This window comes from Aquirufa beregesia (genome assembly GCF_011090385.1).
In the GTDB taxonomy this organism is placed as follows: domain Bacteria; phylum Bacteroidota; class Bacteroidia; order Cytophagales; family Spirosomataceae; genus Aquirufa; species Aquirufa beregesia.
On record NZ_SEWW01000004.1, the window covers coordinates 250,125 to 267,803 of the forward strand.

The 17,679-nt window shown below is 39.6% G+C and carries 14 protein-coding genes; 6 read left to right on the forward strand and 8 right to left on the reverse strand.

Going from position 1 to position 17,679, the window contains the following annotated elements; genetic code table 11:
- Positions 1-20: 20 nt before the first annotated feature.
- The 6 genes from EWU23_RS08400 to EWU23_RS08425 form a co-directional block, all read right to left on the reverse strand.
- Positions 21-848, reverse strand: a complete 828-nt coding sequence (locus EWU23_RS08400; protein ID WP_166230760.1) for a DUF2490 domain-containing protein — start codon at positions 846-848, stop codon at positions 21-23.
- A 60-nt stretch (positions 849-908) separates the two neighbouring features.
- Positions 909-2,366 carry an inorganic phosphate transporter gene (locus EWU23_RS08405; protein WP_166230763.1) on the reverse strand — a complete coding sequence of 486 codons (1,458 nt, stop codon included), beginning with the start codon at positions 2,364-2,366 and terminating at the stop codon, positions 909-911.
- An 88-nt stretch (positions 2,367-2,454) separates the two neighbouring features.
- Positions 2,455-3,681: a tetratricopeptide repeat protein gene (locus EWU23_RS08410; RefSeq protein WP_235942181.1), complete on the reverse strand. Its 1,227-nt coding sequence runs from the start codon at positions 3,679-3,681 to the stop codon at positions 2,455-2,457.
- A complete protein-coding gene (locus tag EWU23_RS08415) occupies positions 3,659-5,215 on the reverse strand; it encodes an Rne/Rng family ribonuclease (protein WP_166230766.1) in 1,557 nt (518 codons plus the stop codon). Before EWU23_RS08415 ends, EWU23_RS08410 begins: the two co-directional genes overlap by 23 nt.
- A 279-nt stretch (positions 5,216-5,494) precedes the next feature.
- A complete protein-coding gene (locus tag EWU23_RS08420) occupies positions 5,495-6,361 on the reverse strand; it encodes a tetratricopeptide repeat protein (RefSeq protein WP_166230769.1) in 867 nt (288 codons plus the stop codon).
- A gap of 25 nt (positions 6,362-6,386) precedes the next feature.
- Positions 6,387-6,680, reverse strand: coding sequence for an HU family DNA-binding protein (locus EWU23_RS08425; protein WP_109321911.1), 294 nt, complete (start codon positions 6,678-6,680; stop codon positions 6,387-6,389).
- A 176-nt stretch (positions 6,681-6,856) separates the two neighbouring features.
- On the opposite strand from EWU23_RS08425, the gene mutY reads away from it, so the two are divergent.
- From mutY to EWU23_RS08450, 5 genes are all read left to right on the forward strand, one after another.
- Positions 6,857-7,954, forward strand: a complete 1,098-nt coding sequence (gene mutY / locus EWU23_RS08430; RefSeq protein WP_166230772.1) for an A/G-specific adenine glycosylase — start codon at positions 6,857-6,859, stop codon at positions 7,952-7,954.
- 49 nt (positions 7,955-8,003) lie between these two features.
- Entirely contained in the window at positions 8,004-8,468 is a 465-nt protein-coding gene (gene ssb / locus EWU23_RS08435) for a single-stranded DNA-binding protein (RefSeq protein WP_166230775.1), read from the forward strand.
- Between the two features lie 76 nt (positions 8,469-8,544).
- Positions 8,545-9,903 (forward strand): gliding motility-associated protein GldE, encoded by a 1,359-nt coding sequence (gene gldE / locus EWU23_RS08440; protein WP_166230778.1) that lies wholly within the window; start codon positions 8,545-8,547, stop codon positions 9,901-9,903.
- Complete coding sequence (locus EWU23_RS08445; RefSeq protein WP_166230781.1) at positions 9,887-10,843, forward strand: hypothetical protein; 957 nt, start codon at positions 9,887-9,889, stop codon at positions 10,841-10,843. The genes gldE and EWU23_RS08445 overlap by 17 nt, the downstream gene beginning before the upstream one ends.
- The gene (locus tag EWU23_RS08450) at positions 10,840-11,781 is read left to right on the forward strand and encodes a hypothetical protein (protein WP_166230784.1); all 942 of its coding nucleotides are present in this window, start codon (positions 10,840-10,842) and stop codon (positions 11,779-11,781) included. Before EWU23_RS08445 ends, EWU23_RS08450 begins: the two co-directional genes overlap by 4 nt.
- Here the strand turns inward: EWU23_RS08450 and EWU23_RS08455 are convergent, their stop codons facing one another.
- Both EWU23_RS08455 and EWU23_RS08460 read right to left on the reverse strand, forming a co-directional pair.
- Positions 11,782-14,058, reverse strand: coding sequence for an ATP-dependent helicase (locus EWU23_RS08455; protein WP_166230787.1), 2,277 nt, complete (start codon positions 14,056-14,058; stop codon positions 11,782-11,784).
- A gap of 150 nt (positions 14,059-14,208) precedes the next feature.
- Complete coding sequence (locus EWU23_RS08460) at positions 14,209-14,562, reverse strand: hypothetical protein (protein ID WP_166230790.1); 354 nt, start codon at positions 14,560-14,562, stop codon at positions 14,209-14,211.
- A 302-nt stretch (positions 14,563-14,864) separates the two neighbouring features.
- Between EWU23_RS08460 and EWU23_RS08465 the strand changes: the two genes are divergently transcribed.
- Positions 14,865-17,657: a TonB-dependent receptor gene (locus EWU23_RS08465; RefSeq protein WP_166230793.1), complete on the forward strand. Its 2,793-nt coding sequence runs from the start codon at positions 14,865-14,867 to the stop codon at positions 17,655-17,657.
- Positions 17,658-17,679: the final 22 nt, after the last annotated feature.

The following is a 17,679-nucleotide window of genomic DNA, read 5'->3' on the forward strand; positions in this document are numbered from 1 at the left end:
AAGATACGCAAATGCCTTGTTTAAAAGAATGTTTCCAAATTCGATATCGCTAGATTTACTTGAAGGATATTATTGATTTCCACATTATTTTTGGTGGCATTGTTAAAACGTAATATGCTTTGTTGCATATAAGCCATTTCTACCGACAGGTTGGAGTTAATGCGATAGCCTAAACCCAACAATACGCGGTTTTGGTCGAATATATTCAGGTTGGGGACATTTTCTCCCATATTGATCATCAATTCATTATAGGCTTGTAGGTACCAGGTTTTATCTTTTATGGTAGCTTTTCCTAAAGGCATGCTTCCTTTGATTTGGTAGCGAAATCTTTTTCTGTAGGTGCTAGTAGAAAAATCACCCCCATAAATGAAGCCTTTATCATTCACGGCTTGGTCGGCGCCTAACCAGCGGAACTCATAGCGTAAACGGTGGTCGATGCGCACCCGGTTGAGCTGCTGTGTCAAAATCATTTGTGGAGCTATACGTAATTCCGAAAAGAAAGCTGAAGGCTCACCATTGCTAAAGCGATTGGTTCCAATCCAACCAAGAGGCATCAAAGAGAAGCGCACAGCTGGACTCATTTGATAGTGAATATAGGGCCTGAACACATGTTGGTTCAAATTATGGTAAGGATTGCCCGTGGTGGTGGCTGGATTGTAATCTCCTTGTCGGTCTTGTCTTCTTTGTTGGTTTTCAAGCTGCCAACTGAATTTACCGACTATTTTGCCGGAAATGTTGACATCCGTCCAAGCATTAGAAATGTGGTAATATTGCCTGGGTGATTGAGCTTTTGAGCTTAGGACACAAAATACAAGCACCAGCCTTAGGAATAGGCTTAGCTGTTTCATGGATTATATTGGTGTGTAAAAAAAAGGGGAGCTTTTGGCTCCCCTCAAAATTACAAGCTTTTATCCTGTAATCCAACGGAAAAAGACGAACAAAGCAGCTGCGAGGATAATGGTTACAGGGAGGGTTAATACCCAAGCCATCACGATATTTTTCACGGTACTACCTTGAAGGTTTTTGATACCTTTGGATGCCACCATGGTTCCTGCAATACCCGAGCTTAATACGTGAGTGGTACTTACAGGCCATTTGTATGCAGTAGCTAAACCAATAGTCAACGAGGCAATTAGCTCAGCAGATGCACCTTGGGCGTAGGTTAAATGGTGTTTACCAATCTTCTCTCCGATGGTTACTACGATTCGTTTCCAACCCACCATGGTTCCAAGACCTAGGGAAAGTGCCACCATCCACATCACCCAATTGGGAGCGAAGTCAGTAACAGCGGCAATGCCAGTTCCTGAAGTAGCACCAAAGGCAAAAAAGGCAGCTTTATCTCCAGCAGTTGCTTTTTTGAAAGCTTTTTTGTCGGCTTCTGATAAAGCAACGGATTCACTTTCGATTAATTTTTTGGCATGCTTATTGATATTCAATGCCGCTTTTCTGATGTCAAACTTTTGTTTGGTAGTTAAGTTACTTGTTTGAATGTTTTTTGTTAAAAGTAGTTCGTGTAAAGCTTTGGAAGAGCTAGAAACAATACGGAAACTTTCTTGTTCTTTGACAGAAAGTGTCGTCGTATCAATTTTAGCAGAAATGATCTCCATCTGGGTTAAGTCTTTTTGTAAACGGGTCAAATCTAAGGTGGAATTGATTGCAAAATAGCCTGGTAAAAAGGCAATTAGAATCACCATCACTAGGCCTATGCCTTTTTGACCATCATTACGACCATGGAAGAAGGATACCAAAGTACAGGTTGTAATTAGAATAGCACGAATCCAAAGGGGAGGGGGGGAATTCTTTTTGGGTTCTTTAAAGATCTCTTTATTTTTGATGGTCTTTTTTAAGATGTACATCAAGACGATGGCTAGCGCAAAACCAAAAAGTGGAGAAAGCAATAAGGCTTGTCCAATTTCTTGGGCTTTATCCCAATTGACGGCGCTAACTTTTGTTTGGTTTTCGGGTAAAATGGCGTGACCAACACCAATACCGATGATAGAACCGATTAAGGTATGTGAACTAGAAGCAGGAATACCGAAGTACCAAGTGCCTAAATTCCATAAAATAGCCGAAAATAACAGGGAGAGTGCCATGGCCATGGAATGGTACACATTGGTATCGATGAGCAGTTCGGTGGGAAGAAGTCCAATGATACTCATAGTAACACCAACTCCCCCAGTCAATAGACCCACAAAATTCATGAATCCTGACCAAATTACTGCTTGTGTTGGTTTTAATGAATGGGTGTAGATAACTGTCGCCACGGCATTGGCTGTATCGTGAAATCCATTCACGAATTCAAATGCACAGGCAGCAAATAGACAGAAAAATAGTAAGAAGAATAAGGTAGGATCTAACCCAAACATAAAATATTATTTAAGGTATATTGGTGCAAATATGGTCGCAAAACTATAGCTTAACAATGATGTCAATGTTAAGTAATTGTTAAATTCTTTATTTCTTTTTTCTTCGGGCTTTTTTGGCCTCTGAGAGCAGTTTTTTCGCTTCGGTATATTGACTTGTTTTTTTGTCGGCTTTATCCATCACTTCTTTACAATGGCCCACGGCCGTGTCATAATCACCTTCTTGGTAGGCAATACGAGCTAAGCCCAGAACGGATGCCCAATAATATCCGGACTCTAAGGAAGCGGTTTGAATGGAGAAATCCATGCATTTTTTGAAATAGATTTTAGCTTCAGCAGGATTTCTAAAAATATATAATTGGTAATAGCCCAAAATATAGGAGGCATAACGGCCCGAGACACCTTCATAGCCTACTTGGTGATTATCTATTTTGTTTAAAATACTTTTGGAAACCTCCATGGCTTCATCCAATTTGCCTAGCATGAAGGCAGAACGGGCATGGTACCGTTCGAAAAAGGGATTATCTGGATAATTCTGATGGGTATATTTGGCTAGTTCGTAGCTCTTTTCCGACATGTTTTCCATGGCATAGATTTGCAAGAGGAAATAGCGGGCTTCGGTACGGGTGTAAAAGGCTTGGTAGCTAACTTTTTCTAATTGTTCAATGCCTTGTTGCTTATTGGCTTTTGGGAAAAGCCAAAGTACAGGACGTAATAGTTTAAAGTTTTGCTTGATAAAATGGTAGTAGTAATTGTAAAGGCCGTCGCCAAACATCAGTTCAGGACTGAAATCGGCAAATTCTCGGGAATATTCTAAGTATTTTAAGGCACTTTTAGCGGCGAGGGTGGCACGAGCCCAGTGTTTACGCTCGGCATGTAAACGACCTTTGAAGCCATAGGCAGCGGCCATAAAGAAGGCGGCTTCTGGGTTTTCCGTATCATCCCAAATTTTCTCTGCTTTGGAAATACTTCGATCCATGTATTCCAATAAGCGATCATCATATACCTCATTTTGGGTATTGGGAACCATTTTCCACCATTGAACAAGTCCTAAAAGGAAGTCGGGCAGCGGATGATCAGGATGTTTGACTTTGAGGTAATTGAATTCCCTTTCGGCTTCGGGGAATTTGAAGTTGTACATTTGATTGATGGCATTGGTTGCCTCAATCTGTACTTCGGAAGTTAATAAAAGCATTCCTTTGGAACGCTCCTTTTCTGCTTCTTCGGTTTTCTTCCACCATTGACCTAAGCTAAGGAAAGATAGTGAAAGAAAACTTAGAAGTAGTATATATGATCTAAGACGATATCTCGATCTCATCTCCATTATGGTTCAAAAACTTAAAGTCAGTAATACCTAGGGAAGAATCCTCTGTAATGTGAATCCAAGACTTAAACGTCATGAACCATTTCATTCGTATAGAAGGGAATCCTTTGGTAAAGTAAGCACTTAAGAATGGATGAACCAATAAAGTGAGTTTTTTCTCATTTTGCTTGGTAAGCAAATGTTCCACATGCTGTGCAATGATCTCCGAAACAGCGATACTGGCGGTGATGGTACCGGTACCACCACAACTAGGGCAGGTTTCATGCGTGGCCACATTCATTTCTGGGCGTACACGCTGACGGGTGATTTGCATCAAACCGAATTTGGTCAACGGCAGAATGGTGTACTTAGAACGGTCCGTTCTCATTTCATCACGCATGATGTCCTGAATCAACTTACGGTTATCCGCTTTTTTCATGTCGATGAAATCGATCACGATGATACCACCCATATCACGCAGGCGTAATTGACGGGCAATTTCCTTAGCGGCTTCACGGTTAACACTTAAGGCAGTAGCCTCTTGATCGTCTTCAGAATTGGATTTATTTCCTGAATTCACGTCGATCACGTGCAGCGCTTCCGTATGTTCGATGATCAGGTAACCACCAGCAGGTAAAGAAACGGATCTTCCGAAAAGCATTTTTAATTGCTTTTCGATACCCACTTGTTCAAACAACTTGGTTTTACCCGTGTGTAATTTGACAATCTTTTCTTTTTCTGGAGCTACTTGATGCACATAACCTTTGGCTTCGTTGTACAAATCCTGGTTATCTACGATGACATTGTCAAAATCGTTGTTCAGCAAATCCCGTAACATGGAAGTGGCACGGCTCATTTCACCAATGACACGGTCTCGAGGTTTGGCATCGACTAGTTTGGCTATACCATCTTCCCATTTGGAAATAGAATCACGTAGATCGCGCTCCATTTCTTCTACGGCTTTTCCTTCGGCTACTGTTCTGACGATGACACCGAAGTTTTTCGGTTTGATGGACGACATCAATTTCATCAATCGGCTTCTTTCTGCTTTGGACGTAATTTTCTTAGAAATATTGACACCATTAGAGAAAGGAACTAACACGAGGAATCTTCCTGCGATGGATATATCACAAGAAAGACGAGGGCCCTTGGTGGAAATGGGTTCTTTCACTACCTGTACCAAGATGAGTTGATTACGCGTTAAAACCTTATCGATTTTACCTAATTTATCAATTTCTTCTTCTATTTTGAAGTTCTCTAACTTGATGTTTTTGCCCTTTTTGTTCATGACATCACGAGAGAATTTCTGCAGTGAGTTCAAGTTAGGGCCTAGATCATGGTAATGAAGGAAAGCATCCTTTTCATAACCTATATCAATGAAGGCAGCGTTAAGACCAGAGACTAATTTTTTGACAGTACCGAGATAGATATCACCTACAGAGAATTGAGGTTCCGACTGTTCGATATGATATTCTACAATCCTTTTGTCTTGCAAAAGGGCAATTCTATCCCCTTTGGGGGTAGAATTAATGATTAATTCATTACTCACAATATATTACGAGAAGAATGTTAGACGGGACAGACTTATCCCTACGCTAATATATATAACAAACACCAAAAACAGGCCATTTGGGATGGTCTGTTTTTGGGTTACCTAATTACGCTACCAAAAGGAGGTAATTATACTAACTATTTCTTCTTGTGACGATTCTTACGAAGACGTTTCTTTCTCTTGTGTGTTGAAATCTTATGACGTTTTCTTTTCTTTCCGCAAGGCATACCTGTTAGCGTTTAAATTTTGAATAATGTAAGAAGTTGATTTTCAACCTCAATGTTTTTGCATTTCTGCGAGCAACTCTTGGGCAGCTTTGGTTTCTTCAGGGTCTTTGCTCTTGTCAAGGACCATCCGAAGCACTTTTTTTGCCTCATCTAATTTATCTAACTGGGCCAAGCAAAAACCGAGGTTTAAGGCGGCTTTGTAATTCGTTGGTTCCAGCTTCAATATCTGTGTGAATCGTTCTTGGCCTTTGCCAAATTGATTCGATTTAATGGACAAAATCCCTAGATTAAATAAAGCAGGCACGAATGTCGGCTCTTGTTCAATCACTTCCCTCAGTAAGGTAATCCCTTTCATCGGAGTGGGTGTATCCACGTAAGTCATCGCTAAATTCGTTTTCACCAAGAGGTTCGTCGGATCTTTCGATAATACTTGTTCAAAATAAACACGTGCTTTTACTCCCATGGCTTTACCCTTGGTAGGGTTCAGTGCATAAGTTTGGGCCTCAAAATACAATTGGCCTGCACGTAAGAGGTTGTTCATGGCAGGATGCTGATCGGCGAATTGTCCTGCATAATGAGCAGCACTATCGTAGTGATTAGCTCCCACAAATGTGTTGATTAATTTATCTAACACATTAGACTGTGAAACCTCTGTTTTTGCTTGACTAAATTCAGATTTTAATTTAGAAACTGCCGCTTGTTGAGCTTTCGTCAAGGGTGCAGCATGCGTTTCTTCTGATTTTGTCGCACTTTCTTCTGTATGTTCATCCTGGTGATCATCGCCTTTCGCATCGCGATTGGCTCCTCCAGCAGGAGCATTACTCGTAGTATTACTCACATTTCCCTTAGGTAATTGAAATATGAGGGCGGTTAACCCAAGGCCAATAACAAGAATGATCACATAGGATTTCTTCATCTTTCTAGACCTGTGGTATTACACCTTATTTAGCAGGGTCAGTGCTCGTTTTAACTTGTTCAATGAACACTTTAGCTGGTTTAAAGCTAGGTACATAGTGCTCGTCAATAGTAATTGCCGTGTTTTTAGAAATATTTCTAGCAATCTTTTTAGCTCTCTTTTTGTTGATAAAACTTCCAAAACCACGAACATAAATGTTCTCTTGTTTGGATAAATTATCTTTTACAACTTCGAAAAACTTTTCTAACGTTTCAGAAACATCTTTTTTGTCAATCCCTGTTTTGCTGGAAATTTCAGCAATTACATCTGCCTTGGTCACGGTAATTAATGCTTTAAATTATCAATTTTGTTCTAATCGCTTTCCCTTTCTTTAAAAGGGACACAAAAGTAATGTTTTTCTTGAAGAATAGAAATGGTTGTCAATGATTTAATTGATTTTTTTAGCAAATGCGTGTCAAATAGCTCCCTTCTTTCTTCGTATCTTTGATTCATCCCATGCAATCTACAAATCATCACCCTTTTACGGAAGGCCTATTAACTTGGTATCGGCAACACGCTCGTGAATTACCATGGCGACAAACGCAAGACCCTTATGCCATTTGGTTGTCGGAGGTGGTATTGCAACAAACCCGTGTAGCGCAGGGATTACCCTATTATCTTAAACTACTCGAGGTTTTTCCTACGGTGGAATCCTTAGCTCAAGCGGATGAATCGGTTTTATTTCGTCATTGGCAGGGATTAGGGTATTATTCTAGGGCTAGAAACTTGCATAAAACAGCGAAATTGGTGGTATCTGAATATCAAGGGCAATTTCCTGCTACCTATGATGAATTAATTCAATTACCAGGTGTAGGCCCCTACACCGCTGCGGCTATAGCTTCTTTTGCTTTTGGGGAGGCCAAGCCCGTAGTGGATGGCAATGTCTTTCGGATACTGGCTCGTTATTTTGGTATTGAAACCGATATCCTACATAGTTCTGCCAGAAAAGAATTTACCGATGTTGCTTTGGAATTAATACCTATAGATCAACCCGCTGAATTTAATCAAGCAATTATGGATTTTGGTTCCTTGCAGTGTAGTCCAGCCCCTATATGTGCAAGTTGCCCATTGAGCCTAACTTGTTTTGCATTCCAACAGAAGCGGGTTCAGGATTTCCCCGTGAAGCAAAAGAAAGCCAAACAGCGGAATCGACATTTTAACTACTTTATCTTAGAACAAGGGAATAAAGTATTAGTTCGAGAAAGAAAGGATAAGGATATTTGGTCCGGTTTATGGGAGTTTTATTTGTTAGAATCTCAGCAAGAAGAAGACTTGGAAAGCTTGTTGGAATCCGATGTGAATTTATTCAAGTGCCTTCAAGGAGCTTCTGTTCAGGCACTGAAATCTCCCAAAATACATCTATTGAGTCATCAAAAGATTCATTGTCGTGCTTGGCATGTCCAAGTTCCTGATAATCTTGAGATTAGCCAAATGGCAGAATTTCAATGGATACGTCCAGAGGACTTTGAAAAGCTCGGAAAATCGGTCTTGCTTTTGAATCTGATAACTGATAATTTGCATCTGGAGATTTTTAATGATTCAATGCCACGATAATTTTGTTTTGGCAAAGGGTTTGCCGATAATCATTTAAAACAAACATATTATGGCAGGAGTAAACAAAGTTATTTTATTGGGCAATTTGGGGGGAGACCCAGAAGTTAGAGCCTTACCAAGTGGGATTAAGGTGGCTAATATTAATATTGCTACCTCAGAATCTTATCCAGGAAAAGATGGGCAGCGTGTGGAGCAAACAGAATGGCACCGCGTGGAACTGTGGGACAATTTGGCCAACATTGCGGAGCAATATTTGCGAAAAGGCAATCAGGTCTACATAGAAGGAAAAATTCGGTCAGAGGAATGGCAAGATAAAAATGGAGCCACAGTGCGTGGTTATCGGATTCGGGCGACATCCATCAACTTGATTGGGGGTAGAAATGATCGCCCAGCCAATGAAGCTCCTGAGGCTAGACCCCGTCCTGAGGCATTGCCTACAGCAGATAAATCAGCTTCGTCTGCGCCGAGTTTTCCACAAGTTGCAGATTCCGGAGACGATGATCTTCCATTTTAATATTCTGGGCTAGAAGGGAATAGTTAATAAAAGCTATTCCCTTTTTTATAAATTTGCATAAATTTAGCTTTACCCTATGGAGGCCGATCCCTTTTCGAATATCTTGTTGATTGCTTTTGAACCCAACATCAGCGCACCCTCGATCATCTTCATAAGCCTTATTTTAGTAGCTTTAATTTTACTTTCTGCTTTGCTTTCGGGCTCAGAAGTGGCCTTCTTTTCGCTAAATGCCGAGCAGAGAGTAGCGCTAAAAGAAAGTGTCACTAAGAGAGAAAAGGCGCTTAGCCGATTATTGGATCAACCACAACTTCTTCTAGCGACCCTTTTGATTGCCATCAATTTTGTCAATATCATTTTCATTACATTGGCCAACTACCTTACTCAGTTATTGATAGGAGAAGAGTCGGTTAATACATGGATTGTCACCTTGTTCTTATTGTTCGGGGTAACTTTCATTATCGCTTTTTTCGGGGAGTTGATTCCTAAAGTTTGGGCTCAACAAAACAATTTGATTTTTGCCCGATATACGGCTCCATTGATTGATTTTTTCACATTTGTGTTTAAACCCCTTTCTAGGGTTTTGTTGGGGATCTCCAATTTGATTGAAAATCGGATTGAGAAGAAGTCTTATTATTTAACCACTCATGAGTTGAACCAGGCTTTGGAGATAACTACGGATGAGAATACGACAGAAAGGGAAAAGGATATTTTGCGTGGGATTTTGAATTTTGGGAATACTTCAGTGAAGGGTGTCATGAAGGCTAGAAGGGATATAGTGGCTTTTGATACAGAGATGGATTTCCATGAATTAATGGATAAGATCAATAAAAATGGATATTCTCGTGTTCCTGTATATGCAGAAACCATTGATAAAATAGAGGGGATTTTATACATCAAAGATTTATTGGAACATATTGATCAAGATGAAAAATTTGATTGGTTGTCCTTATTGCATCAACCCTTCTTTGTACCAGAAAACAAGAAAATTGATGATTTACTCTACGATTTTCAAGAAAAGCGGGTACACATGGCCATTGTAGTGAATGAATATGGAGAGACAGAAGGGTTAGTAACCATGGAAGATATCATTGAGGAGATTGTTGGGGATATCAATGATGAATTTGATGAAGAGGAATTAGACTACAAAAAACTAGATGAGCATACCTATTTGTTCGAGGCAAAAATTTCTTTGAATGACTTTTGTCGTGTTTTTGATGTAGATGTGTCTATTTTTGAAAAAGTAAAAGGAGAAAGCGAAACCTTGGCAGGTTTGTGTATCGAGTTATTTTCTCGTATTCCACATGCTGGAGAAGAAATTGTTTGTGAACCTTTTGTCTTTAAAATCCAGTCGGTGGATACCCGACGAATTAAAAAAATCAAGGTTAGCTTGAATGCCGCTCCATTGCCCACTGAATCTGATGAAAAAACTGTATAGTTCTTATAAACGTGTTCTTTTTTTACTACCCTTAAGCTTTTTGCTGAGCGCTTGTCCTGGACCAGCTCCTACGCCTGAACCAGGCATTACGGAGTCTAGTTATGAGGATGGGGTGGATCGAGGCATTATAGAAAATCCTGAACTGGATGAGGCTTCTGGCATTGTGGCAAGTAAAAAGAATGATGGTTTTTTATGGGCGCACAATGATTCTGGGGATAGTAATCGACTGTTCTTGATTGATACTTTTGGGAAAGGAATGAAACAGTTTGTCATTCAAGGGGCAGAAAATAGAGACTGGGAAGACATCGCATTAATATCCGATAGTAATGGAAGTGCGGTGGTCTATATCGCTGACTTGGGGGATAATAATGCGAATCATGCTTCTTATGCCATTTATTGGTTTAATGAACCTAACGTCTCTTCCATCAATAATGCGACCATTACGGGAGTTCAGAAATTGACATTTACCCTTCCTGATGGATCTCGGGATATGGAATGTTTGTTGGTAGATCAAAAGACCAAGGACGTATTTATTATCTCAAAAAGAGAAACAAAAAAGAGACTGTACAAAATACCAGCAGCTAGTTTTACCAATCAAGCTAATGTGAAGGCTGAATTTGTGCAGGAATTGAGTGTATCGGTACCATTTTCGAACATAGATAAAATTGTAACGGCTTATTTTGTTACTTCAGGAGATGTTTCTCCTGATAACTCGGAGATATTGATTAAGAATTATATTGAATGCTATTATTGGAAGAGAAGAACCAATGAAACGATCCCAGAAGCTTTAGCAAGGGCGCATAAAACGGTGCCTTATGTGGGTAACCCAACCGAATATCAAGGGGAGGGAATTACTTTTGCCGCTGATGGAGGAGGGTATTATACCATTTCTGAAAAAGGCAGTACACCAGTTCATCTATATTATTACCAACGAAAGTGAAAATAACTCACTGGTTTCGTTTAGGAATTCTAGCCTTGATTGTCTGGGCTTGCCAATCGCTATATATCATTGATGCTCAGATGGCTAAAACCAATTTTTCGGCGACTGTCGATGAAGGCGTTTTGGAAAATATTGAAATTGATGAAGCCTCCGGTATGGTGGCAAGTCGACTGAATCCTGAACTTTTCTGGGTGGTCAATGACTCACAAGATCTAAATCGTATTTTTTTGATTGACCGGTATGGAACGGGTAAAGTGGAGTTTTTACTTCAAGGAACGCAAAATCGAGATTGGGAAGATTTGGCATATTGGTATAAAAGTCCGAAAGAATCCTATGTGTATGTGGCGGACATTGGTGACAATAAGCAGGAATTTGGGTCTTATTTTATATATCGATTTAAGGAGTTTGATATTCGGGCATCCAATATGGTCACTCGAATTATTAAGCAAGTAGAGAAATTGGAATTTAAATTACCCGATGGATCGAAGGATATGGAGTGTTTATTGGTGGATCAGCTGAATGGAGATATGTATTTAGTGAGTAAGCAAGATGATCGAAAAAGCTTGTTTCGCTTAAAGGCAAGTAGCTTTAAAGAGTCCAAGGTGGTGGAGGCTGATTTTGTTAGGAAATTGCATTTTTCAGAGCCTAGTTCTGACCTAGCTATTTTGAAACAACTATATAACATCACGGCTGGAGATGTGGCTAGCAACAATCAAGAAGTGATTATTCGGAATTATTTAGAGGTATATTATTGGAAGAAAGGGAAGCATGAAAGCCTAGGGGAAGCCTTAAAACGTCCTCCAAAAATAGTGCCAAGCAAACTAGAACCTCAAGGTGAGGCTCTGGCTTTTTCCCATGAGGCAGATGGTTTTTATACGATATCCGAGGTGGCTAGTTCTCCAGGCCCAGTTCATGTGTATTTCACTCCCAAGAAATAATTAGACTTTCACCATTAGTTTGGCGAAACTCAATAATAAGGTTTTTTCACCTACTCCTTTTTCGAAATCAATCACCGCTTTTCTTTCAGCGCCATTGACTTCAATTTTTTTGATTAATCCAAAACCAAATTTCTGATGCTCCACTTGTTGGCCTGCTTCTAGTTTTAATGGATCAGTAGGTGCAAAATGGCTGGAAGCCACGTGTTGATAATTCGTATTTTGTTTCGGTTTTTGAATTAGTTGAGCAGCAGATGGGCTAGCCGAGCTGGACACAAAACCCGTTTTCTGCACAGGACGGAATGCCTGAACTTCTTTTTTGCCAGGTGTTTTTGCCATTTTTAAATAGGTGCTGTCAATTTCATCAAGGAATCGACTAGGCTCACAAGATTTTAAACGACCAAACTGGTAGCGGGATTCTGCATAGGAAATCATCAATTTCTTTTCGGCACGAGTGACGGCTACATAAAAGAGGCGACGTTCTTCTTCCAAATCGGCTTGACTTTGCAACATCATTTGGCTGGGGAACAAATCTTCTTCTAAACCTACTAGAAACACGTGTTTGAATTCGAGACCTTTGGCAGAGTGAACCGTCATTAAAGTGACTTTGTCGCGATCATTAGGGTCTTCTTGCGTGTCGGCATTGGTTAATAAAGAGACAGACTGTAAAAATGTAGCAAGGGATTTGTCTTCATTTTCTGGATCATCCACAAACTGTTTGATCGCATTCAGTAATTCTTGTAAGTTTTGATAGCGGGCTAGACCTTCTACCGTTTTATCTTCATAAAGTTCGCGCAAAAGTCCAGAAGCTTTAGCCACATGGTTGGCGATTTCATAAGCATCTTTATGCTCTACTTCAGCCATTAATTTGAAAGACTTAATGAGATCAGCGAAGTTTTCAATAGCAGCGGTGCCTCTTGCTCCTTGGAAAGTTTGAATGTTGGAAATCACTTCCCAAATAGAGCATTTATTTTCTGCGGCAGTTACCGTAATTTTTGCAATGGTGGTGTCACCTATACCTCTCTTAGGAAGGTTGATGATTCGTTTAAAGGCTTCTTCATCGTTTTGATTCACTACAAAACGCAAATAACCCAGCACATCTTTGATTTCTTTTCTTTGGTAGAAGGATAATCCTCCAACGATGCGGTATTTGATGTTTAGTCGACGAAGAGATTCCTCAAAAGAGCGCGATTGAGCGTTGGTTCGGTATAAAATGGCAAAATCTGACCAGTGTAATCCGTCCTTTTGTTTGGTTTCAAAGATGGAGGAGGCAATCATACGGCCTTCCTCATTGTCACTTCCGGCACGGATAATTTCAATTTGATCGCCTACTTCATTGGAAGTAAAAACGTTTTTCTCGAGTTGGTTTTTGTTTCTTGAAATGATGGAATTGGCAACAGCCACGATATTTTTGGTAGAACGGTAGTTCTCTTCCAATTTGATGGTTGTCAGGTCGGCATAATCCCTTTCAAAATTCAAGATGTTTTGAATATCAGCTCCGCGGAAAGCATAGATGCTTTGGGCATCATCGCCTACTACGCAAATATTGCGGTGTACGGCAGCCAGTTTTTTTGTTAATAAATATTGTGAGACGTTGGTATCTTGAAACTCATCCACCATCACGTGTTTGAATTTGTGTTGATATTTGTTCAATACGTCCAAATGGTCTCTAAAAAGGATATTAGTTTGGTATAATAAATCATCAAAGTCCATGGCATTAGCTTGAAAGCAACGAATGCAATAGGTTCGATAGATTTCGCCTATTTTGGGAATGCGAGCCATGCGGTCTTCTTCCACTAGAATGGCGCTATTCAGGTATTGTTCGGGGCTGATTAATCTATTTTTGGCTCCTGAAATTCGGTTTAAAACCAAATTGACTTTGTATACCTTGTCATCTAGGTTTTGTTCTTTGATGATGGTACGAAGTAGAGACTTGGAGTCATCGGTATCATATATGGAAAAATTAGAGGTATAACCCAATTTTTCTCCTTCGAAACGTAATATTTTGGCAAATACGGAGTGGAAAGTTCCCATCCAGATGTTTTTGGCCTCTTTTCCGATGACGGATTCGATACGATGGCGCATTTCGCCAGCGGCTTTATTGGTAAAGGTTAAGAGTAATATTTGGAATGGATCGATGCCTTGTTGAATGAGGTGAGCCGTGCGGTAGGTTAACACACGAGTCTTGCCAGAGCCAGCTCCAGCGATGATCATTAAAGGGCCTTCAGTATGTAAAACAGCTTGTCGTTGGGGCTCATTCAAGCCAGCCAAATAATCCATAGGGGAAATTTAATTGATGGGAAAAAACGGAAATTAAAATTACGAATTTTTGAGCAGGGGCTTGGTATGAAAACTTATTTTTTGGGGAGCTATTTTTGAGGGCCAAAAAAAAGGCGCACAAGGCGCCTTTTTCGTGATGGGGATAATTGCTTACTGGATGGCGATCAAATCTCTTTTAGTTTCAGTTAAAATAGTGAAAGTCTTGGATTTGATGATGTTTTTACGCGAATCTAGAATAACCATTTTATAATGACCATCATTTAGATTGGAGAAATTGAATAATTTCTTAGAACTAAGTGACTCGCGGGTAATTTGGTTATTGTCTTCATCATAGATAACCACGTACAAGGGAGAGGAGATATCCGAGCTAACTAGGAATTTCATTTTACCTACTTGATCAATGTTAACGGGAAGAGCGAATTCTGCGGCATGAGCCGAGGCGACAGACATGATAGCGGCTACGACGAAAGCGGCTAAGGCGTTTTTTGTGATGAAATTTTTCATAATGTTGATAATTGATAAATGCTTGATTAATAAAATCTTAGGCGGAAGTTTTCCGTTTGTTTGCTCAAAACTAGACTTTTCATGTTAACTCCAAATTAAATACGCAAAAAATTTCACTTTTTTAAGAATATTCCTCTTAAAAAAATTATATTTCTTCGAATAATTCAATTTTATTTCTAGTGTTATGAAATGATTAAATTATATCGAATTATTTAACATTCGGGAAACATATAGATAATAGCGTGTTAACCGTGGGGCTATGGATTGCAGGTAATTTTGTACCGTAATCAATATAAACACAAATGAATACACACCAATTATTTAAAAGATTATTAATCGTTATTGTAACATTGGCGTCGTTTGGTCATACTTTTGGCCAAGTAGGGAAGATTAAAGGGACTATTTCAGATCCCGTATCTAAGGAACCAGTTATTGGAGCAACCATTCGTTTAGAAGGTTTAAGTATCGGAGCAAGTACAGGAATTGAGGGTAATTTTGAATTGGCCACTGTGCCAGCTGGAATCTACAAACTAATTGTAAGTTCGGTGGGTTATCAATCTCAGCAAATTTCAAATGTTCGAGTTGAGTCAGGTAAAGAAACCATTGTTACGGTTTCATTACAGGAGGATAATAAGACCTTGGCCAATGTGGTGGTGAAGGCTCAAAAAATCACTACGTCTGAAGTAGCGGTTTTGACGGAGACAAGGCAGTTACAGCAAATTGCCGTAGGAATTTCGGGTCAGCAGATCCAGAAGACTCAAGATAGAGATGCTTCTGCTGTGGTACGTAGAATTCCAGGGGTTTCCATATTTGATGAAAGATTTGTGGTAGTGAGAGGTTTAAATGAGCGTTATAATACGGTATTGGTGAATGATATCATTACACCTTCTACTGAGGTGGATTCCAAAGCCTTTTCATTTGACTTGATTCCAAGCTCCATTATAGATCGTATGTTGATTTTTAAATCAGCATCTTCTGATTTACCTGGAGATTTAGGGGGAGGAGCTATCAAGATTTACACGAAGACTGTGCCAGATGGCAATACTTTTTCAGCTAGCTTTTCCACGAGTTACCGATCAGGAACGACTGCTCAAAAGGCGATGTCCTATGTAGGAGGGAAGACTGACTGGTTAGGATTTGATGATGGTGGACGTCAGTTGCCAACAGGTTTTCCTTCCAGAAATAGTATTGCTACGGCAGGAAACACGGAGGCGGTGATTTCTTATTTTAGAAATTTACCTGCTTTTTATCAAGTAGAAGATAAAAACGTATTACCTGATTTTAGAGGGAATTTGAATTTTGCCCACCGTTGGTTTTTGGGGGATAAAGAGCTTACGAACTTTTCGTACGTGAATTATTCGAATACGAATCAGTCTTTTCAAATGCAGCAAAGGAGATTTACTTTCTTAGGAGATACAGAGAAGTTTTACCAAGATCAATCCCTATCTCAAAATGTTCGCATAGGAATGATGTCGAACTGGGCATTGATTTTGAATCCTAGCAATAAGTTGGAGTTTAGAAACTTGTTCAACCAAATTGGCATTAAAGAAACGGTTTTTCGTAATGGGTATAATGAGAACGTAGATTTAAACAATGCATCGTTCCGTTATGAGCAACGTTCCATTTACTCTGGCCAGTTTAGCGGTACGCATGAATTATCGGCATTAAGTAAGTTGAAGTGGGTGGCTGGTCTAGGATATACTTTTAGAACGGAGCCAGATTATAGAAGATATACAAGAAGTAGAGAGAGAAATTCAACAGGGGCATTCACTTTTGATTTACAACAATCCGACAGTCCTACTTTACAGCAGTCTGCTCGTTCATTTTCCCATGTAGAGGAGTTTATTTATACAACAAGAGTCGACTTTGATCATATACTTAAGGAGAATGAAGATGAGAAGTTAAGAATGACTTTCCGAGCTGGAATATACACAGAATACAAGGAGCGTGCATTCTCCAATCGCTGGTATGGAATCACCAATCCTAATCGATTGTCATCCGATAACTCTTTGTTGAAACAAGATCCAGCTAATTTCTTCAATCCAAGCAATTTGGGAGGGAACTCGATATACTATGGAGTAGGGACCAATTTTGAAGATAAGTACACGGCTCAAAATACTTTTGGAGCGGTCTATGCACAAGTGTATTTACCTATTGGGGAGAGATTAAATGCTACAATTGGCTTGAGAGGAGAGTATAATAATCAGGAATTACAAAGTAAGGAAAGGGGTTCTGGAGCCGCTATTAAGGTGACTAACCCGGTATTTAGTCCGCTGCCCTCATTGAATGTGGCCTATAATTTCACAACAAAAAACTTATTGCGTTTTGCTTACAGTTCTACAGTAAACCGTCCTGAGTTTCGTGAGTTAGCTCCGTTTACCTATTATGACTTCGTGTATGATGTCACACGTACGGGATTTATTCCAAGAGCGGATAAACCTAAATTATTGAATGCCACGATTAACAATTTTGACTTAAGGTATGAATTGTATCCATCAAAGTCGGAATTGATATCCTTGGCGGTATTTTATAAAAAATTCTTAAATCCGATTGAATCTAAAGTTTTCTACAATGGTAGTACGGTAGCTTTTACGGTAGATAATGCTACTGAGGCAACTAGCACAGGAGTGGAATTGGAAATCAGAAAGCAAATTGCTCCTAACTGGGTTGCTTTATTTAATGCAGCATTGATCAGTAGTAATGTACGTGCTGGACAATCTGACAATATGTTGAACCGTAACCTTCAGGGCCAATCACCTTATTTAATCAATGCAGGTATATTTTATGAAAATGCAGACAAAGGATGGCAGGCTAACATATTATACAATGTGATTGGTAAGAGAATTTTTGTGATAGGTGATAGCCAGTTGTCGGCTGATATTTATGAAATGCCTAGAAATGTGGTAGATATTAATATCACTAAGGCATTGTCAAAGAAAGTAGATTTCAAATTAGCCATACAAGATTTATTAAACCAGAAGTTTTCTTTAGTGCAGGACACGAACCGCGATGGTGAAATTTCTGACAAGGATGGTGTATACCAAGAGTATCACCGTGGAAGTTATTTTACCATGGGAATTACGATGAAGTTTTAGTGGCGGCATAAGGAAAAATGAT